Source organism: Bacillus siamensis (assembly GCF_051628075.1).
Classification (GTDB): domain Bacteria; phylum Bacillota; class Bacilli; order Bacillales; family Bacillaceae; genus Bacillus; species Bacillus siamensis.
On sequence record NZ_CP155579.1, the window covers coordinates 1524087 to 1549450 of the forward strand.

Annotated in this window: 22 protein-coding genes, 1 riboswitch and 1 other annotated feature; all 22 genes read left to right on the plus strand. The window is 46.5% G+C overall.

Annotated elements, in window-relative coordinates; translation table 11 throughout:
- The 22 genes from spoVE (at position 1) to lspA (ending at position 25364) form a co-directional block, all read left to right on the plus strand.
- Positions 1 to 1101, plus strand: coding sequence for a stage V sporulation protein E (gene spoVE, locus ABDB98_RS07840; protein WP_003154430.1), 1101 nt, complete (start codon positions 1 to 3; stop codon positions 1099 to 1101).
- Between the two features lie 116 nt (positions 1102 to 1217).
- Entirely contained in the window at positions 1218 to 2309 is a 1092-nt protein-coding gene (murG, locus tag ABDB98_RS07845; RefSeq protein ID WP_438421876.1) for an undecaprenyldiphospho-muramoylpentapeptide beta-N-acetylglucosaminyltransferase, read from the plus strand.
- 25 nt (positions 2310 to 2334) lie between these two features.
- Positions 2335 to 3246 (plus strand): UDP-N-acetylmuramate dehydrogenase, encoded by a 912-nt coding sequence (murB, locus tag ABDB98_RS07850; protein ID WP_047475120.1) that lies wholly within the window; start codon positions 2335 to 2337, stop codon positions 3244 to 3246.
- Positions 3247 to 3374: 128 nt separating this feature from the next.
- Complete coding sequence (locus ABDB98_RS07855; RefSeq protein WP_438421877.1) at positions 3375 to 4166, plus strand: cell division protein FtsQ/DivIB; 792 nt, start codon at positions 3375 to 3377, stop codon at positions 4164 to 4166.
- A 547-nt stretch (positions 4167 to 4713) separates the two neighbouring features.
- Complete coding sequence (gene ftsA, locus ABDB98_RS07860) at positions 4714 to 6027, plus strand: cell division protein FtsA (protein ID WP_003154425.1); 1314 nt, start codon at positions 4714 to 4716, stop codon at positions 6025 to 6027.
- 35 nt (positions 6028 to 6062) lie between these two features.
- Positions 6063 to 7211, plus strand: coding sequence for a cell division protein FtsZ (ftsZ, locus tag ABDB98_RS07865; RefSeq protein WP_438421878.1), 1149 nt, complete (start codon positions 6063 to 6065; stop codon positions 7209 to 7211).
- Positions 7212 to 7484: 273 nt separating this feature from the next.
- On the plus strand, positions 7485 to 11774 hold the full coding sequence (locus tag ABDB98_RS07870; protein WP_438421879.1) for a S8 family serine peptidase: 4290 nt from the start codon (positions 7485 to 7487) through the stop codon (positions 11772 to 11774).
- 215 nt (positions 11775 to 11989) lie between these two features.
- A complete protein-coding gene (gene spoIIGA, locus ABDB98_RS07875; RefSeq protein ID WP_438421880.1) occupies positions 11990 to 12919 on the plus strand; it encodes a sigma-E processing peptidase SpoIIGA in 930 nt (309 codons plus the stop codon).
- Positions 12920 to 12976: 57 nt separating this feature from the next.
- A complete protein-coding gene (gene sigE, locus ABDB98_RS07880; RefSeq protein ID WP_016936200.1) occupies positions 12977 to 13696 on the plus strand; it encodes an RNA polymerase sporulation sigma factor SigE in 720 nt (239 codons plus the stop codon).
- 140 nt (positions 13697 to 13836) lie between these two features.
- Complete coding sequence (gene sigG / locus ABDB98_RS07885) at positions 13837 to 14619, plus strand: RNA polymerase sporulation sigma factor SigG (protein ID WP_013352181.1); 783 nt, start codon at positions 13837 to 13839, stop codon at positions 14617 to 14619.
- A gap of 127 nt (positions 14620 to 14746) precedes the next feature.
- Positions 14747 to 15544 carry an ABC transporter ATP-binding protein gene (locus ABDB98_RS07890; protein ID WP_438421882.1) on the plus strand — a complete coding sequence of 266 codons (798 nt, stop codon included), beginning with the start codon at positions 14747 to 14749 and terminating at the stop codon, positions 15542 to 15544.
- 4 nt (positions 15545 to 15548) lie between these two features.
- A riboswitch (TPP riboswitch) is annotated at positions 15549 to 15657 on the plus strand.
- Between the two features lie 73 nt (positions 15658 to 15730).
- On the plus strand, positions 15731 to 17011 hold the full coding sequence (locus tag ABDB98_RS07895) for an acetylornithine deacetylase (protein ID WP_438421883.1): 1281 nt from the start codon (positions 15731 to 15733) through the stop codon (positions 17009 to 17011).
- 60 nt (positions 17012 to 17071) lie between these two features.
- On the plus strand, positions 17072 to 17323 hold the full coding sequence (locus tag ABDB98_RS07900; RefSeq protein ID WP_003154415.1) for a YlmC/YmxH family sporulation protein: 252 nt from the start codon (positions 17072 to 17074) through the stop codon (positions 17321 to 17323).
- Between the two features lie 152 nt (positions 17324 to 17475).
- Positions 17476 to 18312 (plus strand): peptidoglycan editing factor PgeF, encoded by an 837-nt coding sequence (gene pgeF / locus ABDB98_RS07905; RefSeq protein WP_438421884.1) that lies wholly within the window; start codon positions 17476 to 17478, stop codon positions 18310 to 18312.
- Positions 18313 to 18318: 6 nt separating this feature from the next.
- Positions 18319 to 19011 (plus strand): YggS family pyridoxal phosphate-dependent enzyme, encoded by a 693-nt coding sequence (locus ABDB98_RS07910; protein ID WP_060962839.1) that lies wholly within the window; start codon positions 18319 to 18321, stop codon positions 19009 to 19011.
- Positions 19008 to 19466, plus strand: coding sequence for a cell division protein SepF (sepF, locus tag ABDB98_RS07915; protein ID WP_060962838.1), 459 nt, complete (start codon positions 19008 to 19010; stop codon positions 19464 to 19466). The genes ABDB98_RS07910 and sepF overlap by 4 nt, the downstream gene beginning before the upstream one ends.
- A gap of 6 nt (positions 19467 to 19472) precedes the next feature.
- Positions 19473 to 19751 carry a YggT family protein gene (locus ABDB98_RS07920; RefSeq protein ID WP_016936193.1) on the plus strand — a complete coding sequence of 93 codons (279 nt, stop codon included), beginning with the start codon at positions 19473 to 19475 and terminating at the stop codon, positions 19749 to 19751.
- A 61-nt stretch (positions 19752 to 19812) separates the two neighbouring features.
- Positions 19813 to 20583, plus strand: coding sequence for an RNA-binding protein (locus tag ABDB98_RS07925; RefSeq protein ID WP_045926087.1), 771 nt, complete (start codon positions 19813 to 19815; stop codon positions 20581 to 20583).
- Positions 20584 to 20678: 95 nt separating this feature from the next.
- A complete protein-coding gene (gene divIVA, locus ABDB98_RS07930; RefSeq protein WP_003154406.1) occupies positions 20679 to 21173 on the plus strand; it encodes a septum site-determining protein DivIVA in 495 nt (164 codons plus the stop codon).
- 61 nt (positions 21174 to 21234) lie between these two features.
- Positions 21235 to 21462 (plus strand) — a binding site (T-box leader).
- 51 nt (positions 21463 to 21513) lie between these two features.
- Positions 21514 to 24279: an isoleucine--tRNA ligase gene (ileS, locus tag ABDB98_RS07935; RefSeq protein ID WP_438421885.1), complete on the plus strand. Its 2766-nt coding sequence runs from the start codon at positions 21514 to 21516 to the stop codon at positions 24277 to 24279.
- A gap of 150 nt (positions 24280 to 24429) precedes the next feature.
- A complete protein-coding gene (locus ABDB98_RS07940; RefSeq protein ID WP_438421886.1) occupies positions 24430 to 24801 on the plus strand; it encodes a TraR/DksA family transcriptional regulator in 372 nt (123 codons plus the stop codon).
- Between the two features lie 101 nt (positions 24802 to 24902).
- Positions 24903 to 25364 (plus strand): signal peptidase II, encoded by a 462-nt coding sequence (lspA, locus tag ABDB98_RS07945; RefSeq protein WP_060962835.1) that lies wholly within the window; start codon positions 24903 to 24905, stop codon positions 25362 to 25364.

The following is a 25364-nucleotide window of genomic DNA, read 5'->3' on the forward strand; positions in this document are numbered from 1 at the left end:
TTGACTACTAAAAAAACAGCGCCTGATTTGTTATTAGTTATCATTACGTTATTGCTTTTAACAATAGGATTAATTATGGTTTACAGTGCAAGTGCGGTTTGGGCGGATTATAAATTTGACGACTCGTTTTTCTTTGCGAAACGGCAGCTGCTGTTTGCGGGAATCGGCGTCATTGCCATGTTTTTCATTATGAATGTGGATTATTGGACATGGCGGACATGGTCGAAGCTGCTTCTGATCATTTGTTTTTTCCTGCTTGTGCTTGTACTGATTCCGGGAGTCGGAATGGTGCGGAACGGTTCAAGAAGCTGGATCGGAGTGGGCGCGTTCAGCATTCAGCCTTCGGAGTTTATGAAACTCGCGATGATTGCGTTTCTGGCTAAATTTCTTTCTGAAAAACAGAAGAACATTACGTCATTCAGACGCGGATTCGTTCCCGCGCTCGGAATCGTGTTTTCTGCATTTATTATTATCATGTGCCAGCCCGACCTTGGAACGGGGACGGTGATGGTGGGCACGTGCATCGTGATGATATTTGTTTCCGGTGCGCGAATCGCTCATTTCGCGTTTCTCGGACTCATCGGTTTAAGCGGATTTGCGGCGCTTGTTCTGTCCGCTCCTTATCGGATTAAACGGATCACCTCCTACTTAAACCCGTGGGAGGACCCGCTTGGAAGCGGATTTCAGATCATTCAGTCGCTCTATGCCGTAGGTCCGGGCGGTCTGTTCGGAATGGGGCTCGGCCAAAGCCGGCAAAAGTTTTTTTACCTGCCGGAGCCGCAAACCGATTTCATTTTTGCTATTTTATCTGAGGAACTCGGCTTTATCGGCGGTTCGCTCATATTGCTGCTGTTCAGTATTTTATTATGGCGGGGCGTCAGGATTGCCCTCGGCGCTCCGGATTTATACGGAAGCTTTGTCGCCATCGGCATTATTTCTATGATTGCTATTCAAGTCATGATTAATATCGGCGTTGTGACGGGGCTGATCCCGGTAACAGGAATTACGCTGCCGTTTTTAAGCTACGGAGGGTCATCATTGACGCTGATGCTCGCAGCGGTCGGCGTGCTTTTAAATGTCAGCCGGTACTCGAGGTATTGATCTGTATCTTGCCTCATCACTCATGATATATTCGTCATTTATAAAAAAACAGACAACATCAATAACCCTGTCCTAAAAAACAGGGTTATCGCTGTGTGATTAAGGGGGACATACGAATGCGTATTGCAGTAAGCGGAGGCGGAACCGGAGGACATATTTATCCGGCTTTGGCCTTTATTAAAGAAGTTCAGCGCCGGCACCCGGACGTGGAATTTTTATATATCGGAACAGAAAACGGTCTTGAGAAAAAAATTGTTGAACGGGAAAATATTCCGTTTCGCGCCATTGAAATTACAGGTTTCAAACGAAAACTTTCTTTTGAAAATGTAAAAACCATCATGCGTTTCTTAAAAGGCGTGAAGAAAAGCAAATCGTATTTAAAAGAATTTAAACCAGATGCTGTTATCGGCACAGGCGGCTATGTATGCGGTCCGGTTGTATACGCGGCGGCAAAAATGGGAATTCCGACGATCATTCATGAGCAAAACAGCCTTCCGGGCATCACGAATAAGTTTCTCTCGAAATATGTTAATAAGGTGGCGATTTGCTTTGAAGAGGCAAAATCGCATTTTCCTGCTGAAAAAGTTGTTTTTACGGGAAACCCGAGAGCCTCTGAAGTCGTCTCAATTAAGACAGGCCGCTCGTTAACTGAATTCGGGCTGAAAGAAGATCAAAAAACGGTGCTTATTTTCGGCGGAAGCAGAGGTGCGGCTCCTATTAACCGTGCAGTTATTGATATGCAGGAAGAATTGAAAACGAGACCTTACCAAGTGCTTTATATTACCGGGGAAGTGCATTATGAGAAGGTAACGGCTGAGCTGAAAGGCGGAAAAGCCGCTGATAATATGGTGACAAAACCGTTTTTGCACCAAATGCCGGAGTACTTAAAATCAATTGATGTCATTGTGGCCAGAGCCGGGGCGACAACCATTGCGGAAATCACTGCACTCGGCATTCCGAGTGTGCTCATTCCGAGCCCGTACGTGACAGCCAATCACCAGGAAGTCAATGCGAAGGCGCTCAGCCAGCATGACGCTGCAATCGTACTGAAAGAAACCGAGCTCAGCGGAGAAAAACTGATCGCTGCGCTGGACAAAATCGTAATGAATGACGAAACGTTAAAAGACATGAGTGAGCGGACAAAATCACTCGGTGTTCCCGATGCGGCAGCCAGACTGTACAGTATCATGGAAGACATTAAAAAATAGAGCAAATGGAATGCGGAGGTTTACGATGGAGAACGTAATTCAGGAATTAAGAGACCGCGAAGTCGGCAAAGTGCTGGAACAAGAACCGCTCGCGAATCATACAACGATGAAAATCGGCGGTCCGGCGGACATTTTAATCATCCCCAACCGTGTGGAAGCGGTCAAAGATATTATGGATATTGTGAAGAAACATGACCTGCCATGGACGGTTATCGGCCGCGGTTCAAATCTGCTCGTGCTTGATGAAGGCATAAGAGGAGTTGTTATTAAGCTGGGAGCGGGACTCGATCATTTGGAGATTGACGGCGATCAGGTGACAGTCGGAGGCGGTTATTCAGTCGTCCGTCTTGCGACTTCGATGAGTAAAAAAGGAATGTCCGGACTCGAGTTTGCAGCAGGCATTCCGGGATCAATCGGCGGAGCCGTCTATATGAATGCGGGGGCGCACGGATCTGATATGAGTGAGATTCTCGTGAAAGCCCGTATCTTATTTGAAGACGGCACGATCGAATGGCTGACGAACGAAGAGATGGACTTCAGCTACAGAACATCTGTATTGCAGAAAAAACGTCCCGGCGTGTGTCTCGAGGCAGTTCTAAAGCTTGAGCAAAAGGAACGGGAAGCCATCACGGCGCAAATGCAGCAAAACAAAGATTACAGAAAAAATACTCAGCCGTACTCAAGCCCCTGCGCCGGAAGCATATTCAGAAATCCGCTGCCGGATCATGCCGGAAACCTCGTTGAAAAAGCGGGATTAAAAGGATATCAGATCGGCGGAGCGAAAGTGTCCGAAATGCACGGGAATTTTATCGTCAATGCCGGCGGGGCGACTGCCAAGGACGTCCTTGACCTGATTGAGTATGTGAAAAAGACCATCCGTGAGCAGTATGATGTTGACATGCATACAGAAGTTGAAATCATCGGCGGGAATCGCTAAAGGTTCTCTGATTTACGTGAGCTCATGTGATATACTTTTAACAAATGTCAAACGGCATCACAGCATGCCGTTTGTTTTTCAATCAGACGAATGTCAAGCTGTTTCATTCTTAGCGAGGTGGACAGGCAGTGAACCCGAATCATGAAAGAGAAAAAATCGTAAATATTGAAGAACGGATTCCGAAAATCAAAGAGCAGCGGAAACAAAAAGCAAACCGCCGGCTGATTTCATTCATTGTGCTCTTTTTTATGATGGTTTTAATCATCGTGTATTTGCAGATGCCGATCAGCAAAGTCTCTTCTGTCACCGTTTCTGGAAACGAAAACGTGTCTGTAAAAGAGATCAGCGCGCTTTCTGATATACATAACGGACAGACCGAGTTCTGGAGTCTGAACAAGAAAAAAACAGAAGAAAAGATTGAGCAGAATAAGCTGGTGAAAAAGGCGGAGCTTTCAAAAGCATTTCCTAACAAAGTCAGAATTCACATTGAAGAATATAAGACCATCGCGTATCTGCAGCGGAATGATGTGTATTATGAAGTGCTGGAGAACGGCACCGTGCTGCCGAACGAAGTCACGCCCGATGACGCGGGTCCGATTTTGGTAGACTGGACAAACGCGAAAAAGCGGGTCAAAATGGCGGAGCAGCTTGATAAGCTTTCAGGTTCGTTAAAGCAGTCAATTTCTGAAATCTACTACACGCCGGTAAAAATGGATCAGGATCGGATTAAGCTGTATATGAACGACGGATATGTGGTGACCGCTTCAATTAAAACGTTTGCCGCCCGGATGAAGACCTATCCTTCTATCGTTTCTCAGCTGGACGGCGGAAAAAAGGGAATTATCCACTTAGAAGTCGCTACATATTTTGAAGAATTTAAAAAAGGTCAATCCGGCAAGAAAAAAGAAACTGATCAATAGTTCTAAAGGACTAATTTTAAGGTGATTCAAAAGGGACTGTTACAATCAGCATGGCAGCCGATATAACCGATAGCGGAATCATTATGACTATGTTTGTTTTTTGCCGGGGATTCCGGCTGCCGGACAAGCGGAAAATTCTTAATGCAATGGGCGTGTCATCTGCAGTGATCATTGCATTTGGAATTTTCCTCCTGTTTCTTCTTTTTTCGGATGTTTCTGGCAATATCTATCGCTTTTCTGAAGGTTCATCTTAGTGTAGACTAATGGAAAGCGGGTATATTTGCATCTGGATTGCACAGGATGACCCGTGACAAGAAATCTTACGGTAAGGTGGGCCGTCTCCAAAAAAAATAAAAAAAATGCGATATAAAAGAGGATATACATAGAATATAACGAATAGTTTCATTAAACATAAATTGTGAGAAATCAGATGAAAATTTGTTGATGCTGTTGTTTTTGTTACACACTTGTAAAGCCACATCCATTGTATTGTTGTTCCGCAAATAATAGAATAGAATTTGATCGAAATGTGAGGAGGTGCCATAGAATGAACAACAATGAACTTTACGTCAGTCTTGACATCGGTACGTCCAATACAAAAGTGATCGTCGGAGAAATGACAGATGATTCCCTTAACATTATCGGAGTGGGAAATGTACCGTCTGAAGGGTTGAAAAAAGGCTCAATCGTTGATATAGATGAAACCGTTCATTCTATAAGAAAAGCGTTTGACCAAGCTGAAAGAATGGTAGGTTTTCCGCTGAAAAAAGCCATTGTCGGCGTTAATGGAAATTATATTCATATTCAAGATACGAACGGCGTTGTCGCTGTTTCCAGTGAAAACAAAGAAATTCACGTTGAAGACGTCCGCCGGGTAATGGAAGCGGCACAGGTCGTGTCAGTTCCGCACGAGCAGCTGATCGTTGACGTCGTTCCGAAACAGTTTATCGTTGACGGAAGAGACGAAATTACCGATCCGAAAAAAATGCTCGGCGTGCGCCTGGAAGTAGAAGGCACGCTGATTACCGGCTCCAAAACGATCTTACATAATTTACTTCGCTGTGTGGAGAGAGCGGGCGTCGAAATTACAGATATCTGCCTGCAGCCGCTTGCGGCCGGTTCAGCGGCTTTGTCAAAAGACGAAAAAAACCTCGGAGTCGCCATGATTGATATCGGCGGCGGCTCGACGACGGTGGCGGTATTTGAACAGGGGCACCTGAAGGAGACAGCCGTCATTCCGCTCGGAGGCGAAAACATCACGAAAGATGTATCGATCGGATTGCGCACTTCCACCGAAGAGGCTGAAAGAGTAAAAAAACAATTCGGACATGCATTCTACGATGAGGCTTCAGAAGATGAAGTATTTGAAGTCACCGTCATAGGAACGAATCAAAAGCAATCTTTTACACAGCAGGAAATTGCCAATATTATTGAAGCAAGAGTGGAAGAGATTCTTGAGATTGCCGCAGCCGAAATTGAGCATATGGGAATTACAGATCTGCCCGGCGGCTTTGTGCTGACCGGCGGACAGGCCGCAATGCCCGGAGTGCTTTCATTGGCACAGGAAGTGCTGAGGCACAATGTCAGGGTCGCAAGCCCGAATTATATCGGTGTAAGAGACCCTCAATATATGACGGGTGTCGGCTTGATACAATTTGCCTGCCGAAATGCCAGAATTCAGGGAAGAAAAATAGGCTTTCATATGCCGGAAGAAGCCGTGCAGGAAATCGCGGTCTCTCACGAAGAAGAACATCATCAGCGGCCTGAGGCGCAGCAGCGTCCAAAAGCAAAACAAAAAACACAAGCCGAACACAACAAACCGAGCAAAATGAAAAAACTATTAAGCATGTTTTGGGAATAGATTGATAGTCATTCGGCAGATTAGGAGGATTTAGCATGTTGGATTTCGAAACAAACATAGACGGCTTAGCATCAATTAAAGTAATCGGAGTAGGAGGCGGCGGTAATAACGCGGTCAACCGAATGATTGAAAACGAAGTACAGGGTGTAGAGTACATCGCGGTAAATACGGACGCGCAAGCTCTTAACCTGTCAAAAGCAGAAGTGAAAATGCAGATCGGAGAAAAGCTGACCCGCGGTCTCGGAGCGGGAGCGAATCCGGAAGTCGGCAAAAAAGCCGCTGAAGAAAGTAAAGAACAAATCGAAGAAGCGTTAAAAGGCGCTGACATGGTGTTCGTTACAGCCGGAATGGGAGGCGGTACCGGAACGGGAGCCGCACCGGTTATTGCGCAAATTGCAAAAGACTTAGGCGCTTTGACTGTCGGAGTCGTAACAAGACCGTTTACATTTGAAGGACGAAAACGCCAGCTGCAGGCTGCAGGCGGTATCACGGCGATGAAAGAAGCCGTTGACACACTGATCGTTATTCCGAATGACCGGATTTTAGAAATTGTCGATAAAAACACACCGATGCTTGAAGCATTCCGTGAAGCTGATAACGTCCTTCGCCAAGGGGTGCAAGGTATCTCAGACCTCATCGCGACGCCCGGTTTAATCAACTTGGATTTTGCCGATGTTAAAACCATCATGTCCAACAAAGGTTCAGCATTGATGGGTATCGGGATCGCAACAGGAGAAAGCCGTGCTGCCGAAGCCGCTAAAAAGGCCATCTCCAGCCCGCTCCTTGAAGCGGCAATCGACGGAGCGCAAGGTGTTTTAATGAACATTACGGGAGGTACAAATCTGAGCCTCTACGAAGTGCAGGAAGCAGCCGATATCGTCGCTTCTGCGTCTGATCCTGATGTGAATATGATTTTCGGTTCAGTTATCAATGAAAATCTGAAAGATGAAATCGTCGTTACCGTCATCGCGACCGGTTTTATCGAACAGGAGAAAGACGACTCAAAACCGCAGCGTCCGACTTTAAACCAAGGCTTGAAGTCTCAAAGCCAGCCTGCTGCGAAACGTGAGCCGAAACGAGAAGAAACACAGCATCAAAACACGGGAAACCGCCATACTTCACAGCCGGCGGATGATGCCCTTGATATTCCTACATTTTTAAGAAACCGCAACAAACGCGGCTGATGCAAAAAGGACAAAACCACATGGTTTTGTCCTTTTTCTTTTTTCGCTCAGTCTTCCTGCCCATCCCCATGATCTATACAGTGAAAATAGAAACTTTATACCTATGACCAATTGATTGTTTTCTAGTTTCATCCGGCTTTCTGACAGAATGTGACAATATCTGAATAGAAGATTGTCTACATTTAACGTACAGCATCGAAATGACAAACCATTCCAATTGAGAGGGAAGGAATACAAATTTATATTGCGTTTCCAAATAAGGGGGGATACGATTTGAAGAAAAAAATGAGAAACAGATGGACAGGCTCCGTTTTAAGCGCGATTGTCGTCAGTTCACTGCTGTTTCCGGGTGCAGCCGTAGCGGAGACCACACCGGGAACAGTTTCTGCCACCAAAGATCTTTCTTCCTCTAAGAGCATTCAGCATAAGATTTCCGATTCAGTCAAGAAGCGTTTTGAGAAAAATGATAAAGTCACATTTCTCATCAAATTTAAAGAGAAAGCCGATACGAAAAAAGCGGTCAAAAAAGCAGAGAAAAATGCCAAGTCCCAATCGCTTTCCGCAGCAAAAACAGAATATCAAAAGCGGTCAGCGGTCGTCTCTTCTTTAAAAGTAGCGGCTCATAATGCCCAGCAGAATATAAAAACATATTTGGAAAAACAAAAAAAGAAAGGCAAGGCGGAGCACATCCATTCCTATTATATTGTCAACGGAATGGCAGTCACGGCTTCGAAAGAGGTGATGGAGAAAGTTGCTTCATTTCCTGAAGTAGAAAAAGTTCTCCCGAATGAAAAGCGTCAGCTTACTCAATCGAAAGCTCCTTTTCAATTGAAGAAAAAACAAAAAGAGATCAAGGCAAAGGGAGGCGTTGAATGGAACATCAGCCAAATTGATGCGCCGAAGGCCTGGGCCTCTGGTTACGACGGCACCGGTACGGTTGTCGCCTCGATTGATACAGGGGTCCAGTGGGATCACCCTGCGCTTAAGGAAAAATACCGGGGGTACGATCCTGAAAATCCCGCAGCGCCGAACCATGAAATGAACTGGTATGATGCCGTGTCTAAAAAAGACGCGCCCTACGATGATCTTGAACACGGCACTCATGTAACAGGAACCATGACGGGTTCAGAACCTGACGGCTCAAATCAAATCGGTGTCGCTCCGGGCGCGAAATGGATTGCAGTAAAAGCATTTTCAGATGACGGAGGAACCGATGCCGATATTTTGGATGCCGGTGAATGGGTGCTCGCGCCAAAAGATAAAAACGGCACTCCGCATCCCGAGATGGCGCCGGATGTTGTCAATAATTCCTGGGCAGGCGGTTCAGGAATGGACGAGTGGTACCGCGATATGGTGAATGCATGGAGAGCAGCCGAGATTTTTCCGGAATTCTCTGCGGGAAATGAAGACTTATTTACACCGGGAGGACCCGGTTCAATCGCAAATCCGGCCAATTATCCGGAAGCATTTGCGACAGGTGCGACTGACATCGACAAGAAACTCGCTGATTTCTCACTTCAAGGCCCCTCACCGTATCATGAAACTAAGCCGGATATTTCGGCTCCGGGAGTGAATATCCGTTCCTCTATTCCTGGGGGAACATATGAAGGCGGCTGGAACGGAACTTCAATGGCCGGGCCGCATGTGGCGGCGACGGCGGCTTTGTTAAGGCAGGCGAACGCGTCTATTACGGTTGATGAAATGGAAGACGTTTTGACGCGCACCGCTGAAAAGCTGACAGACTCCGTTTTTCCGGAATCACCGAATAACGGCTACGGCCACGGTTTAGTCAATGCTTTTGACGCCGTTTCTGCCGTAACAGACGGAATCGGAAGCGTAAAAGGCAAAGTATCTTCTGCGGGCGAAGATCACAATCCCCCCAGCTGGCAGCATGAACCCGTCCATGAAGCTTACAAAGGGGCAAATCTGCCGTTAACGGTTACAGCAGAAGATGATGTAAGCGTGACTGAGGTGTTACTTTCCTATCAATTTGATAAAGGAGAGTGGAAAACGATCGCCGCCGTTCAAAAAAGCGGTGATGAAAAAAAGGGACTTTACCAGGCAGAAATTCCGCACGTAACGGGCAGCACGGTAAGTTATAAATGGACAATAAAAGATTTCGGGGGTCATTCTGCAGAATCTGATACGTACCGGGCTGACGTAAAACCGAGCATTACGGCGGGGTACAAAGAAGATTTTGAATTACAGCCGGCCGGCTGGTCCAGTTACGGGACACATGACCAATGGGAATGGGGGATTCCGAGTTCAGGCCCCGGCGCTGCATTTTCCGGAGATAAAGTGTATGCGACGAACCTGTCCGGACCGTATGCCGATTCAGCCAATATGAATTTGGTGATGCCTCCGATCCAGGTTCCGGATTCAGGACGGTTGTTTTTACAATTTAAAAGCTGGCACAAGCTCGAAGAATTTTTTGATTACGGGTACGTGTTCGTTCTGCCGGAAGGAAAATCGAATTGGGAGCAGGCGGCTGTTTACAATGGTGACTCCGCAGGGTGGAATGATGAAGAAGCAGACTTATCCGCGTATAAAGGCCAAAATATAAAGCTTATGTTTAATATGCAGTCAGACGAAGTACTCAATGAAGACGGATGGTATATTGATGACGTCCGGCTTTCAAGCAGTCCTCTCGGCAAGGCGGCCAAAAAAAGTAAACACAATAGACAAACACCGCCATGCCATCTGAAGAAAAAAACCGTCAGTCCGAAACTGGCCAAACCGGCGGTAAAATCATCCGGAAAACCGGTGAAACGTGAAACGAATCTCCTGCCGCTCAGAGCGCAAATCAGTGTCGCCGAGACGGGGAAATCCGTATATTCCGACCCCGCAACCGGAAGCTACAGCCTGTCTCATAAAGCGGGAAACTATACGCTGAAAGCCGAGGCATACGGATTTAAACCCGCTGCAAAACAAGTTTCTGTTCAAGCAGACAAAACCGCACAGGCAGACTTTACACTGGAGCAAATGCCGTCCGGCACGTTAAAAGGAACCATCACCAATCAGTCGACAGGCGAACCGGTGGAAGGGGCCGCGCTTTATGTAGTGGAGGACGCTGCAATTGAGCCTGCGGTGACAAATGATAAAGGGGAATATTCGCTTCAGGCGTACGAAGGCTCATACACCATTAAAGTAGCCGCAAAAGGCTTTTACAACAGTGAATTTTCTGTTGACATCAAAGGGGATGCTGAAAAAAACGCCAAGCTTAAGCCGTATATCGGCTATGAAGGGGAAATTGCCTATGATAACGGGACTGAAGAAGCCGGACTGTCCTATTTTAAGGCAGGCAGCAAATCTGCCGTTAAGATGACGCTTAAAGACGGAAAAGAACACGGTATGCTGACAGGAGGCCTCTTTAAATTTTGGGGCGCGGACTGGCCTGATCCGGGCGGTACCGAATTTCAAGCAGAAGTATATGATGCATCCGGCCCTGACGGGAGCCCGGGCAGCAAAATTGCCGGCCCGTTCCAAGCTGAAGCGCTTCGAAACGGAGAATGGACCAAAGTGGATCTCAGCTCAAAAGGAATTGAGGTCGGAAAGGATTTTTATCTTGTGCTCCGCCAGACGAAACCCGATCCTTATTCACCTGCCCTGTCATCTGACGACGGCAGTCCATATTCGAACAGAAACTGGCAATACCTCGACGGCAGCTGGTCAAAAGCCGATAAAGCAGACGGAAACTTTATGATCAGGGCTTTAGTTGACTACGAAGCTTCCGTGCCTGACATCACGTCGCCTGATGACCGGTCATTTACAAACAAGAAGTCAATCACGGTGAAAGGAACGGCTTCACCAAGAACTGCAGTCCGCCTGACCAATAACGGTAAAACCGCCGCTGAAACGAAAGCGGATGCAGACGGCCATTTCCAGGCTGATGTCACACTGCGTAAAGATGCCAATCGGCTGACGGCGGCATCTGTGACGGACAAGGGATCAACCGATGAGTCACGCCCTGTCACGGTCATACTCGATCAGGATAAGCCGGATGTGACGATTGACAGTCCGGCAAACGGAGATAAAACAAATAAAGAAGCGGTGACTGTAAAAGGAAAAGCTTACGACGCCCATTTAAAATGGGTGAAGGTGAACGGCAAAAAGACCGAGGTGAGTGACGGCTCTTATCAAGCAAGAATCCTTTTGGAAAACGGCAGCAACGAAATCAAAGTCACGGCCTCAGACGAAGCGGGTAACAAAACAACAAAAAAGACGGTGATTGATGTCAATTATAACGCTCCCGTCATCTCCGGATTGGTTCCCGGAGCGGATAAAGAATTAAAAGCCGGAGAATCAGTGAAAATCGCTTTTTCAAGCGGGAAGAAATTAGACGCCTCTTTCGTGATCCGTATGCCTCTGGCAAACGCCCGGGCAGGGAACCAAAACGCGACGGAGCTTCCGCTGAGAGAAATTTCTTCGGGACGATATGAGGGTTACTGGACGGCGACTTCTTCCATCAAAGCAAGCGGAGCAAAAATTGACGTTATTGCAAGAGATGACTATGGAAATGAAACGAGACAGACAGCAAAAGGAAAACTTTATATCAATGAGTAAAACAGAGCGCTGCCGGGACACGGCAGCGCTTTTTTTGCTGAGACGGTCAATAGGAAATCAATCTCTTCGACCCTCGACAAATAAAACGGTTATCCCTTAAAAATTGTACTTTCCCCTCAACATTAATTGACAGACTTTCCCACAGAGCTTGCTTTATACTTATAAAACAAGAGAGAGAAACAGATATGTAAGACAAAAGAGGAAAGGGGTCAGATGTGAAAATCTATCTGGATGTCATTTGGCTGTTGAACTTTTGTTTTGATTCTCTTTTGCTTTTATTAACCGCCTTTATTTTAAAACGCCAGGTGAAAAAAAGAAGAGTGGCCGCCGGCGGTTTCATCGGATCAGCCATTGTGCTTCTGATGTTTACGCCTGTTTCTCCCTTTGTGGAGCATCCGGCGGGAAAAATGGCATTTTCAGTTGTCATCGTGCTTACGGCTTTTGGCTTTAAACGATTTCGGTACTTTTTTCAAAATTTGTTCGCCTTTTATTTCGCGACCTTTCTCGTCGGCGGGGGAATGATCGGCGTACATTCCCTGCTGCAGACAGAATCAATTGTAGAACACGGCGCTATGGTCACGAGCCAGACCGGCTTCGGCGACCCGATCAGCTGGATATTTGTTGTCATCGGATTTCCGGCCGTATGGTTTTTTTCGAAAAAGAGAATCGAAGACATCGAGACGAAGTCCATTCAGTACGATGAACTTGTCATGGTTCAGGCAGAATTCAGCGGGCAGACAATCCGCGCAAAAGGCCTGGTGGATTCCGGGAATCAGCTTTATGATCCGCTGACAAAAACGCCGGTCATGATCCTTCACATTGACAAATTCGCTCCGATTCTCAGTGAAAAGGAAACGGACATCATCAAATCTGCCAGTCCGCTTGAAGTGATAGAGCAGCTTGATGATTCGTTCCGTCATGCGGATAAGCTGAGGCTGATTCCATACAGGGGCGTCGGTCAGGACAATCAATTTTTACTCTGTTTAAAGCCGGATTACGTCACGATTATAACGAAAGACGAGATGATCGCATGTGAAAAATGCCTGATCGGCATCAGCGCGAAACCATTATCAGCGGATGGTGAATTTGACGGAATCGTTCACCCGAAGATGCTGACCGGGAAGGCTGTGAAGCATGTATCCTGACGAAAAGTCTGTTATTCATCATACTCAAAACGCATTGTATTTAGAAGGGGGAGGAAGATGAAAAAACTTAAGCTGCGTCTGACTTATTTATGGTATAAATGGCTGATGAAACTCGGACTGAAAAGTGATGAAGTATATTACATAGGAGGGAGCGAAGCGCTGCCGCCGCCTTTGTCTAAAGAAGAGGAGCAGGTGCTCTTATTAAAGCTGCCGAGCGGGGATCAGGCGGCGCGGGCCATCCTGATTGAGAGAAACTTACGCCTTGTCGTTTACATTGCCCGCAAATTCGAAAACACCGGCATCAATATCGAGGACTTAATCAGCATCGGCACAATCGGTTTAATCAAAGCGGTAAACACGTTTAATCCGGAAAAGAAAATCAAACTCGCAACCTACGCGTCACGATGTATTGAAAACGAAATTTTAATGTACTTGCGCCGAAACAATAAAATCCGTTCAGAGGTGTCCTTTGATGAACCGCTGAACATTGATTGGGACGGAAACGAACTGCTGCTTTCGGATGTGCTCGGCACAGATGATGATATTATTACAAAAGACATTGAAGCCAATGTGGATAAAAAACTTTTGAAAAAAGCGCTTGAGCAATTAAATGATAGAGAAAAGCAGATCATGGAACTGCGATTCGGGCTTGTCGGTGAAGAAGAAAAAACACAAAAAGATGTAGCCGACATGATGGGGATTTCACAATCTTATATCTCCCGGCTCGAAAAGCGGATTATTAAAAGACTGAGAAAAGAGTTTAACAAAATGGTGTAAAATTTTTTCCATCTGACAGTCCTTACTGCTGCAAGGATTGCCGGTGCCGGATGTTTATTTCTGTAAAATGACGGTGCATATTTTTCCCACCCGAGGAGATACTTAACGTTGTACAGCAGCTCCTAGTGGGAGGGAAAAACGTGTCAAGAAATAAAGTCGAAATTTGCGGGGTGGATACCTCCAAATTACCGGTACTCAAGAATGAAGAGATGAGAAAGCTGTTTAAGCAATTGCAGGATGAGGGCGATGATTCAGCGAGGGAAAAGCTTGTAAACGGCAATCTGCGCCTTGTCTTAAGCGTCATTCAGAGGTTTAACAACAGAGGAGAGTATGTTGATGACTTATTTCAGGTCGGCTGCATCGGACTAATGAAATCCATTGATAATTTTGACCTAAGCCATAATGTTAAGTTTTCAACATACGCTGTACCGATGATTATCGGAGAAATCCGCAGATATTTGCGGGATAACAATCCGATCCGCGTCTCGAGGTCGCTTCGCGATATCGCATATAAAGCGCTTCAAGTAAGGGAGCGGTTAATCAGTGAGACAAGCAGGGAGCCGACAGCAGAGGAAATCGCCAAAGTTCTTGAAGTGCCCCATGAAGAAATTGTGTTTGCCCTTGACGCCATCCAAGATCCGGTATCACTGTTTGAGCCGATTTATAATGACGGCGGCGATCCGATTTACGTGATGGACCAGATCAGCGATGAGCGCAATAAGGATACACAATGGATTGAGGAGCTCGCTCTGAAAGAAGGCATGAGAAGACTGAACGAACGGGAAAAAATGATTTTGCGAAAACGCTTTTTCCAGGGAAAAACCCAAATGGAAGTCGCAGAAGAAATCGGCATATCCCAAGCTCAGGTCTCAAGGCTTGAAAAGGCAGCCATTAAACAAATGAATAAGAATATCCATCAATAACGGAGAAAGCCTTTAAACATTGTTTTAAAGGCTTTTTTCGTGCGCCGGTTTACGTTTGCGAAAAAGTGATGTATTCTAATGTGTAAAAGTTTTAAGAAAATTGAAACAAATAAACGGGGGAACTGCAATGATTTTACAGCTGGACAATGTGTCATTAAAAAGAAACGGCCAATGGATTTTGAAAGATATCAACTGGCGCGTTGAGAAAAACGAAAATTGGGTGCTGTTCGGGCTGAACGGAGCCGGAAAAACAGCTTTGCTGAATATGTTATGTTCTTATTACTTTCCCACTTCAGGAGAGATGCAGGTGCTCGGCCATCAATTCGGCAAAACAGAGCTCGGTGACAGGCTCAGAAAAAAAATCGGTCTTGTTTCAGCGGGTCTTCAGCACAAATTATATGCCGCGGATTCTGCTTTTGAAATCGCCCTCAGCGGCGCGTACGCTTCAATCGGGCTTTACGAAACGCCGAGTGAACAAGTGAGGGAAAAAGCGATCGGTCTTCTGAAGGATTTAGGCGCCATCAGTTTCGCGGACAGACGGTATGAAACGTTATCTCAGGGGGAAAGGCAAAGAGCGCTGATTGCGCGGGCGCTTATGGCTGATCCGGAACTGCTGATTTTGGATGAGCCCGTGACGGGTCTCGATTTTATGGCAAGAGAGCAGCTGCTGGATACGATAACGTCGATCGCTGAAAAAGAAAATGCGCCGTCCATCCTTTATGTCACTCATCATGCTGAAGAAATTCTGCCGGTATTTGATCAGGCGCTGCTTTTAAAACAAGGCGAGGTGTTCGCTGCCGGGAAAATCAAGGACATGCTTTCTGACGAGCGGCTTACAGCGTTTTTCGATATGCCTGTCAATGTCTTATGGAACAACGGCCGTCCATTTTTAACGTGTGCAAAAGCGGCATCATCCGTCAAATAAAATCAATTCACCCTGGGGGTGCTGCTGACATGCAGCTGAGAGAGATGTTAGTCTCAACCCTTAACGGACCTGATCCGGATCATGCCGGCGGAGGGAAGCGGTGAAAAAAAGCGGAGGGAAATCCGTTTTTACCCGTTTCATTGGATGAAACGGGTTTTTTTAATACAGCAAAAGGAGAGATGTTCAATGAATCAGCTTGACATGCTGCTGCAGCAGGCGGATAAACGGCGGGGCGATTTAATACATATTGCTGAAAGGTTGATCGCCTTTCCGACACCGGCTCCGCCTGCAAGAAATACAGCAGATGCTCAGAAGTGGGTGGCCGGATTTTTAAAAGAAATGGGCTGCTCGGTCGATATGTGGGATGTGTATCCGGAAGATCCGAACGTAGTCGGTGTTTTAAAAGGGACAGATTCAAGCGGGCATCAAAGCCTGATTTTAAACGGACACATTGACGTAGCCGAAGTCAGGGATGAAGACTGGGACTCTGACCCGTTTCAGCCGCTCGTTAAAGCCGGCATGCTGATCGGAAGAGGCGCCGCTGATATGAAAGGCGGATTGGCGTGTGTTCTTTTTTCTCTGAAGCTGATCCATGATGCCGGCATTGAGCTTCCGGGCGACCTCATTGTACAGTCTGTGATCGGAGAAGAAGTCGGCGAGGCGGGGACGCTGGAATGCTGCAAACGCGGCTATCACGCGGATTTTGCGGTTGTCGCGGATACGAGCAGCCTGCATATTCAAGGGCAGGGCGGAGTCATCACCGGCTGGATAGAATTGAAAAGCAAACAAACATTTCATGACGGCATGAGGCGCAATATGATTCATGCGGGCGGAGGCACATTCGGAGCGAGTGCAATCGAAAAAATGGCGAAAATCATCACTGCCTTGGGAGAGCTGGAACGCCACTGGGCGGTAACGAAAAGCTATCCCGGCTTTTCACCAGGCACCAATACGATCAACCCCGCCCTTATTGAAGGGGGAAGGCACGCAGCGTTTGTCGCCGATGAATGCCGATTATGGATTACCGTCCACTTTTACCCGAACGAAACGCACGAACAAGCTGCGGCAGAAATCGAAGACTATATCAATCGTGTCTCTGACGGTGATCTGTGGCTCAGGGAAAACAGGCCGGTGTTCAAATGGGGCGGGTCTTCCATGATTGAAGACAGAGGAGAGGTGTTCCCTGCGCTGGAAATCGACCCGGACCATCCGGCCGTTTCTGTTCTGGCGGAATCGCACTCAGCCGTCAAACAACAGGAGCCCGTCATCGATGTTTCCCAAACCGTAACAGACGGAGGATGGCTTTATCATGCCGGGATTCCGAGCGTCATATACGGACCCGGCGATTTAAAAAACGCCCATTCCGTAAACGAAGAAGTGTCCGTCGATGAGCTGATGGACTATACGAAAATCATGCTGAGATTTATCCACACCTGGTGCAGCCGCAAAAAAGATTGCCCGATGTGACAAGGTTCAGCCCGGCCGCTCATATAATAGGAAAAAGAACGGGCAAAGGGCGTGATACAAATGATCAGCATATCTGAATTTCAAATAAAAGATGTAGTAAACGTGTCGAACGGAAAAAAACTCGGAAGCATCGGTGATATTGATATTAATGTGACAACGGGAAAAATTCAGGCGATTATTTTAGGCGGCAGCGGAAAAGTTCTCGGTTTTTTCGGAAAAGAAGAGGAAATGATCATTCCTTGGCGAAATATAGTTAAAATTGGGGAAGATGTCATCTTAGTGCGTGTAAACGAACCAAAGGGGGGAGCATAATCCTCCCTTTACTTGTAAAAAGCCGGAAATCTCAATGTTTCCGGCACATTTATTTATCTCATTTTTCAATCAGCCGCTAAACGTATGCTTAAAATTGTGTTAAAATGAGTGGGAAATTCGCTTTTTAATGTTTGTCGAAAGGTTGGATCTTCATGAATACATATCACCCGTTTAGTTTTACCACCCCCTCGGCACTCATGATAGAAGACTGGAACCGTGTGAATCAGCATAACACAAAGGTCATCGCCGGATTCACAACGAAAAACGGCGGTGTCAGCAATCCTCCGTATGAGTCATTAAATACCGGATTGCACGTCCGGGACGAAGCTCATGATGTTGTGAAAAACCGTGAAATCATAGCGTCCTTATGCGGTACTGATCTGGATTCCTGGGTATTCGCCGATCAGACACATGAAAACCGCGTCCGATGCGTGACAGCGGGAGATAAAGGAAAAGGGGCGAGAGACTATTCCTCCGCATTCCGCGGGACTGACGGGCTCTATACGAAAGATACAGATCTTTTTTTGGGCCTGTGTTTTGCAGACTGTGTGCCTTTGTATTTTTATGACCCGGTGAAATCCATGATCGGCGCTGCCCATGCCGGATGGAAGGGGACGGTCAGACAAATCGGGCGCATCATGACGGAACGCTGGGTAAACGAAGAAGGCTCCCGCTTAACAGATATTCAGGCCGTCATCGGTCCGTCCATCAGCGCGGACAGCTATACCGTCGACGACCGCGTCATCAATGAAGTCCGGGCGCTGCCGTTTTCCGCAGAATCCGCCATACGCGAAACGGAAAAAGGCCGGTACCAGCTTGATTTAAAAGAGGTCAACCGCCTTCTTCTGATACATTGCGGCATTCCGGAAGAAAACATTTCAGTCAGCGGTTTATGCACCGAACAAGAGCGTGAACTATTCTTTTCACATCGCCGCGACAAAGGAAAAACGGGACGCATGATGTCCTTTATCGGAATGAAGGAGGCATAAGTTATCTTGCGTGTTGCTGATCAATTACGACATATAAACGAAAGAATAAACGAAGCATGTAAAAGATCGGGCCGAAGCCCCGAAGATGTAACCGTCATCGCGGTTACAAAATACGTATCAGCCGAAAGGGCTCAAGAGGCCGTGGATGCCGGTATTACAAGTCTGGGAGAAAACCGGGATGCCGAGCTTATCCGTAAGCAGGATGTCATCAAAGGCAGCCCCGTGTGGCACTTTATCGGCAGTCTTCAGTCCAGAAAAGTGAAGGCCGTCGTTGACCGTGTATCTTATATACATTCCTTAGACAGACTGTCATTGGCTAAAGAAATTGAAAAACGGGCGCAGCATGCGGTTCGCTGTTTTGTGCAGGTGAATACTTCGCTTGAGCCGTCTAAGCACGGTTTGAAAACAGAGGAGGTCATCCCCTTTATCAGAGAGCTTTCTGAGTTTAGAAACATTTCTGTAGAGGGCCTGATGACGATGGCTCCCCTGACAGACGATACAGAAACAATCAGAGCCTGTTTCCGGCAATTGCGTGATCTGAGGGACCAGGTGCAAAAGCTGAACCAGACAAACGCACCGTGCCGGGAACTGTCAATGGGCATGTCAAATGATTATGAAATCGCTGTTGAAGAGGGCGCTACTTTTATCAGAATCGGCTCTTCATTAGTCGGAAATGAAACGGGGGGTGTAAACAAATGAGCATGAAAAATAAACTGAAAAACTTTTTCTCAATGGATGAGGAGGAGTACGAATACGAATACATTGAAACGGAGCAGGATCGTCCGGAAGAGCATGAACAGCAAAAAGATAAACAGAGTGCCTACGCTCAGAAGCCTGCGGGCAAACAGAACGTAGTAAGCTTGCAAAGTGTTCAGAAATCCTCTAAAGTGGTGTTGAGTGAACCGCGTGTATATGCGGAAGCGCAGGAAATCGCCGATCATTTAAAGAACAGGCGGGCGGTTGTCGTCAATCTTCAGCGCATCCAGCATGATCAGGCGAAAAGAATCGTCGACTTTTTAAGCGGAACCGTCTATGCCATCGGCGGCGACATTCAAAGAATCGGTTCGGATATTTTTCTGTGCACGCCTGATAATGTCGATGTTTCCGGCACGATTTCGGAGCTTATAAATGAAGACGAACATCAGAGGTGGTAAAGCAGGATGATTCTTTATCAAATTTTTTCCGTTCTGAGTTATTTAATTTACATCTACTCGTTTGCCCTGATTATCTACATCTTTATGTCATGGGTGCCGAGTACGAGAGAAACGGCGGTCGGACGGTTTCTCGCATCGATTTGCGAACCGTATTTAGAGCCGTTCAGAAGGATCATTCCGCCCATTGCCATGCTGGATATATCCCCGATTGTAGCGATTATCGTGCTTCGGTTTGCCACGACGGGACTTTGGGGCCTATACCGCATGATCGCAATGTATACTTGAATGCGACAGTTTGATACGGGCTTGGCACCAGCCAAGCCTCTTTACATAGAAAGGAAAGAACATGAGCGATATTTACCAGCACTTCAGACACGACGAGCGGCCTTTTATCGACCAGGCGCTTGAATGGAAAGAGATTGTCCTGGACCAATATCGGATGAAGCTGACTGATTTCTTAGATCCGCGGGAACAGGTGATTGTAAAAGCCGTCATCGGCGATGCGTGCGGTCTTGCCTTTTTTGGGGGATATGACAGAGCTGAGCGCAAACGCGCGATTTTATACCCTGAATATATGGAACCTGGACAAGATGATTTTGAGCTTCAGGCCTTTGACGTTCAATACGCTGAAAAATTCGTCAGCATCGATCACCGCTCTCTTCTCGGATCATTAATGGGGATCGGCTTAAAACGGCAGAAATACGGCGACCTGATTTTCTCAGAGGAAGCCGTGCAGCTTATCGTTTCCGGTGAAATCGCCGATTTTGTCGGCACCCAGCTGACCAAAGCAGGCAAAGCGCCGGTAAAGCTTGAGAAAATCGAGCTTTCGGCCCTTCACATTCCCGCTTCAGATGTCGAAATAAGGGATGACACGGTTTCTTCATTGCGTCTCGACGCCGTCTGCGCTTCGATGAGCAGGCAATCCCGGCAGAAAGCGCAGACCCTTGTGAAAAACGGGCTCGTTAAGGTGAATTGGAAAGCCGTTGAGGATCCGTCCTATCAGGTTGCTGAAGGGGACATGCTTTCGATTCGGGGCTTCGGACGATGCAGTTTGACAAAAGTAGACGGAAAAACGAAAAAAGACAAATGGAAAGTCACATTCGAACGGCAAAAATGAGTCGTTTTTTCAGATTTTTTCTCCATCTATGGCCGTATTTGTTTTATAATGTGAACTAGATAACCGTACTGAAATGTAAAAATGGAGGTGGCAATATGCCATTAACGCCGAATGATATCCATAACAAAACGTTTACAAAAGGTTTTCGCGGATATGATGAAGATGAAGTAAATGAATTTTTAATGCAGGTCAGAAAAGACTACGAAATCGCACTCCGTAAAAAAACGGAGCTTGAGGCGAAAGTGAATGAGCTGGATGAAAAAATCGGACACTTTGCCAATATTGAAGAAACACTGAATAAGTCAATTCTCGTAGCTCAAGAAGCGGCAGAAGACGTAAAGCGCAATTCGCAGAAAGAGGCGAAGCTGATCGTCCGTGAAGCAGAAAAAAATGCTGATCGAATCATCAATGAGTCGCTTTCCAAATCAAGAAAAATCGCAATGGAAATTGAAGAGCTGAAAAAACAGTCTAAAGTGTTCAGAACGCGTTTCCAAATGCTGATTGAGGCGCAGCTTGATCTGCTGAAAAACGATGATTGGGATCATCTGTTAGAATACGAAGTCGACGCGGTATTTGAGGAAAAAGAATAATTTTCAGATTTTCTTGACATTCTTCGGCCCGTTCGAATATAATACGTTCATAAATTCAGATGAAAAGACGATGAAAGGGACCGGCATGACTCAAAGCAGGCCATAAAGCGAACCGGGGAAGGTGAAAGCCCGGGATGGCCGGAATCATGCAGATCAGCCCTTTAGTTTCCTTTCTGAACCGAGAGTAGGAAAGGACGTTCCATCACGTTACGATGTTCGAGAGGAAAAGACGGATGATCCGTTTTTTCTAAAAGGGTGGTACCGCGAGATAAGCTTTCTCGTCCCTTATGGGATGAGAGGGCTTTTTTTATTTTCTGAAAAATGTTGTGGAGGAATGAAAATGGATTATAAAGATACGCTGTTAATGCCGAAAACAGATTTTCCGATGCGCGGAAATCTGCCGAACCGTGAGCCTGACATGCAGAAAGAATGGGAGGAGCAGGATATTTACCGTCTTGTTCAAGAACGGACGAAAGACCGCCCGAAATTCGTACTGCATGACGGACCTCCTTATGCAAACGGAGACATCCACATGGGTCATGCCCTGAATAAAATCCTGAAAGATTTTATCGTCCGCTATAAATCAATGAGCGGCTACAACGCACCGTATGTGCCGGGATGGGACACGCACGGTCTGCCGATTGAAACGGCACTGACAAAAAACAAAAAAGTGAACCGGAAAGAAATGTCCGTAGCCGATTTCCGCAAGCTTTGCGAAGAATATGCATGGCAGCAGATCGAAAGACAGCGCGAACAATTCAAGCGTCTCGGCGTCAGAGGCGATTGGGAAAACCCTTATGTTACGCTTCAGCCTGAATTTGAAGCGCAGCAGATCCGCGTTTTCGGCGAGATGGCGAAAAGAGGCTATATTTATAAAGGCCTGAAGCCGGTCAACTGGTCGCCTTCAAGTGAATCTGCCTTAGCAGAAGCGGAAATTGAATATCAGGATAAACGTTCGGCATCCATTTATGTTGCATTTAAGGTGAAAGACGGTAAAGGCGTTCTCGAGAACGGAGAAAGCTTTATTATCTGGACGACGACGCCGTGGACGATGCCTGCCAACCTCGGAATTTCCGTTCATCCTGATCTTGAATACAATGTCATCAAGGTTGGAGACAAGCGTTATGTAGTAGCGGCTGAATTAATCGAAAGCGTAGCGGAGGCATGCGGCTTTGAAAATCCTGAAGTTGTCGCATCGTATAAAGGCAGAGAGTTAGAATACATCACTGCAGAACATCCGCTTTACGGCAGAGATTCACTCGTCATGCTCGGTGACCACGTCACAACCGATGCCGGAACAGGCTGTGTTCATACTGCTCCGGGCCACGGGGAAGATGACTTTATCGTCGGCCAAAAGTACGGCTTAGAAGTACTTTGCCCTGTCGATGAAAAAGGCAACATGACCGACGAAGCGCCGGGCTTTGAAGGAATGTTTTACGATAAAGCCAATAAACCGATCACAGAGAAGCTTGAAGAAAACGGCGCGCTCTTAAAGCTCGAGTTTATTACACACTCTTATCCGCATGACTGGAGAACAAAAAAACCGACTATCTTCAGAGCGACAGCGCAATGGTTTGCGTCAATTAAAGATTTCAGACCGGATCTGCTTGATGCCATCAAACAAACGAAGTGGGTGCCGGAGTGGGGCGAACAGCGCCTTTACAACATGGTGCGCGACCGCGGCGACTGGTGTATTTCAAGACAGCGCGTCTGGGGCGTTCCGATCCCGGTATTTTATGCTGAAAACGGTGAGCCGATCATCACCGACGAAACGATTGAACACGTTTCTGAGCTGTTCAAACAGCACGGCTCAAACGTCTGGTTTGAAAGAGAGGCAAAAGACCTTCTGCCTGAAGGATTTACACATCCGGGAAGCCCGAACGGAATCTTTACGAAAGAGCAAGACATTATGGATGTATGGTTTGATTCAGGTTCTTCTCATCAGGCCGTTCTTGAGGAACGTGATGATCTCGTCCGCCCGGCTGATTTATACCTTGAAGGCTCTGACCAATACCGCGGCTGGTTTAACTCATCTCTTTCAACTGCCGTTGCAGTCACCGGCAAAGCGCCGTATAAAGGCGTATTAAGCCACGGATTTACACTTGATGCAAACGGCCGTAAAATGAGTAAATCACTCGGCAATACGATTGAGCCGACAAAAATCGCAAAACAGCTTGGAGCTGAAATTCTGCGTTTATGGGTTTCTTCCGTAAACTATCAGGCCGATCACCCGGTTTCTGAAGATATTCTGAAGCAGGTCGCGGAAGTATACCGGAAAGTCCGCAACACGTTCCGTTTCCTTCACGGCAACCTGTTCGATTTCGATCCAAGCGTCAATGCCGTTGATGTAAAAGATCTTCGTGAAGTGGATCAATATATGCTGATCAAGCTGAATAAGCTGATCGATAAAGTGAAAAAAGCGTACGATGAATACGAATTTGCGGTTGTTTATCACAGCATTCATAATTTCTGTACGATCGAGCTCAGCTCTTTCTATCTTGATTTCGCAAAAGATGTCGTGTACATCGAGCATGCGGATCATCCGGACCGCCGCAGCATGCAGACCGTCTTTTATGAAACGCTGCTGGCGTTAGTAAAGCTGACTGCGCCGATTCTCCCTCATACGGCGGATGAAATGTGGTCTCACTTATCATTTGTTGAAGAGGCGAGCGTGCAGCTGACAGATATGCCGGAAACCATCTCTGTTCCGGACAGTCAGGCGACAGAAGAAAAATTCGACCGCTTCATGGAGCTTCGCAATGACGTGCTGAAAGCTTTGGAAATTGCCCGTAACGAAAAAATTATCGGAAGATCATTGGAAGCGAGTCTGACTTTGTATCCGAACAAAGAAAACCGCGACCTCTTATCATCCATTAAAGAAAATATCGCACAGCTGTTTATCGTCTCAGAACTGACAGTAAAAGACGAAAGCGAAGCGCCGGAAAACGCGCAAAGCTTCACAACAGGAAAAATGACCGTAGAAAAAGCGGAAGGTCAGATGTGTGAGCGGTCCCGCGTGATTTCTAAAGATGTCGGCGCCAATCCGAAGTATCCGACATTATCACTGCGCAATGCGGAAATCGTTGAAAAATATTATCAAAATTAATGAATGAGAAAGCGCCCGGCTGACAGCCGGGCGTTTTTTTACATGCCACTAATGTCATCGATTAGAACGATAGGAAAAATCTTATGGGCTTCAAATGGCGCTCTGGAGGCAACAATAAAGCTATAACATCAAGAGCAGGAGTTGTGATGAATGAATGATCAACTGACCGCAATCCACATGGAGCTTCTCATGATGAAAGAAGAACTTCAATCAAGATTATTCGAATATTCTTGCTTTCAAATGTCAGCATCTGTTGAACCTTCAATGAACGACCAAGAAGCAACTCTGATCTATCATGTAAAAGAAGAACTGCAGGATGTTCTTCTTGCCCTGTCTAAGTTTGAAAACAATACGTACGGTTATTGTGAAAAAACAGGCGCCCCCATTCCGATTGACAAGCTTGCGGTATTGCCGACGGCCAGAACCGCTGATGATTTTTATTATCCCGCTCAATTTGAAAAGAAAACCCTTCCATACTGGGTACCCGGAGATTATGCATATGATCAGGCGCTGTATGAGTGACAGCGTCTGTCTTCATGCCCTTATGATCTGCCTTTACTCCGGCATCTTTTACTGATAAAATTCATAAAGGATAAAAGTAACTGTATACTGGAGGAACGTGTGTGCTTTATTATCTTATCGCTCTTTTTATTATTATTGCCGACCAATTAACCAAATGGCTTGTCGTCAGCCATATGGAATTGGGACAAAGCATACCTGTCATTGATCAGGTGCTTTATATCACCTCTCATCGCAACACGGGAGCGGCATGGGGAATTTTAGCCGGCCAAATGTGGTTTTTCTACGTCATTACCATCGCCGTGATTATCGGAATCGTTTATTACATACAGCGTTATGCAAAAGGGCAGATGTTACTCGGAATTTCTCTCGGCTTAATGCTGGGAGGTGCAGCCGGAAATTTTATCGACCGGGCGGCACGCCAGGAAGTAGTCGATTTTATTCATATCATCATCGTGAATTATCACTATCCGATTTTTAATATCGCGGACTCCTCACTGTGCGTCGGCGTCATACTTTTATTTATTCATATGCTGTTTGACAGCGGGAAAAAGAAGGAGCAATAA

Coding starts and splice junctions, on each gene's coding strand:
- ftsZ (WP_438421878.1), top strand. CDS start 6,063: ATGTTGGATTTCGAAACAAACATAGACGGCTTAGCATCAATTAAAGTA.
- ileS (WP_438421885.1), top strand. CDS start 21,514: ATGGATTATAAAGATACGCTGTTAATGCCGAAAACAGATTTTCCGATG.
- murG (WP_438421876.1), top strand. CDS start 1,218: ATGCGTATTGCAGTAAGCGGAGGCGGAACCGGAGGACATATTTATCCG.
- ABDB98_RS07940 (WP_438421886.1), top strand. CDS start 24,430: ATGAATGATCAACTGACCGCAATCCACATGGAGCTTCTCATGATGAAA.
- ABDB98_RS07900 (WP_003154415.1), top strand. CDS start 17,072: ATGATCAGCATATCTGAATTTCAAATAAAAGATGTAGTAAACGTGTCG.
- divIVA (WP_003154406.1), top strand. CDS start 20,679: ATGCCATTAACGCCGAATGATATCCATAACAAAACGTTTACAAAAGGT.
- ABDB98_RS07890 (WP_438421882.1), top strand. CDS start 14,747: ATGATTTTACAGCTGGACAATGTGTCATTAAAAAGAAACGGCCAATGG.
- murB (WP_047475120.1), top strand. CDS start 2,335: ATGGAGAACGTAATTCAGGAATTAAGAGACCGCGAAGTCGGCAAAGTG.
- ABDB98_RS07895 (WP_438421883.1), top strand. CDS start 15,731: ATGAATCAGCTTGACATGCTGCTGCAGCAGGCGGATAAACGGCGGGGC.
- pgeF (WP_438421884.1), top strand. CDS start 17,476: ATGAATACATATCACCCGTTTAGTTTTACCACCCCCTCGGCACTCATG.
- sigE (WP_016936200.1), top strand. CDS start 12,977: ATGAAAAAACTTAAGCTGCGTCTGACTTATTTATGGTATAAATGGCTG.
- ABDB98_RS07920 (WP_016936193.1), top strand. CDS start 19,473: ATGATTCTTTATCAAATTTTTTCCGTTCTGAGTTATTTAATTTACATC.
- sepF (WP_060962838.1), top strand. CDS start 19,008: ATGAGCATGAAAAATAAACTGAAAAACTTTTTCTCAATGGATGAGGAG.
- ABDB98_RS07925 (WP_045926087.1), top strand. CDS start 19,813: ATGAGCGATATTTACCAGCACTTCAGACACGACGAGCGGCCTTTTATC.
- ftsA (WP_003154425.1), top strand. CDS start 4,714: ATGAACAACAATGAACTTTACGTCAGTCTTGACATCGGTACGTCCAAT.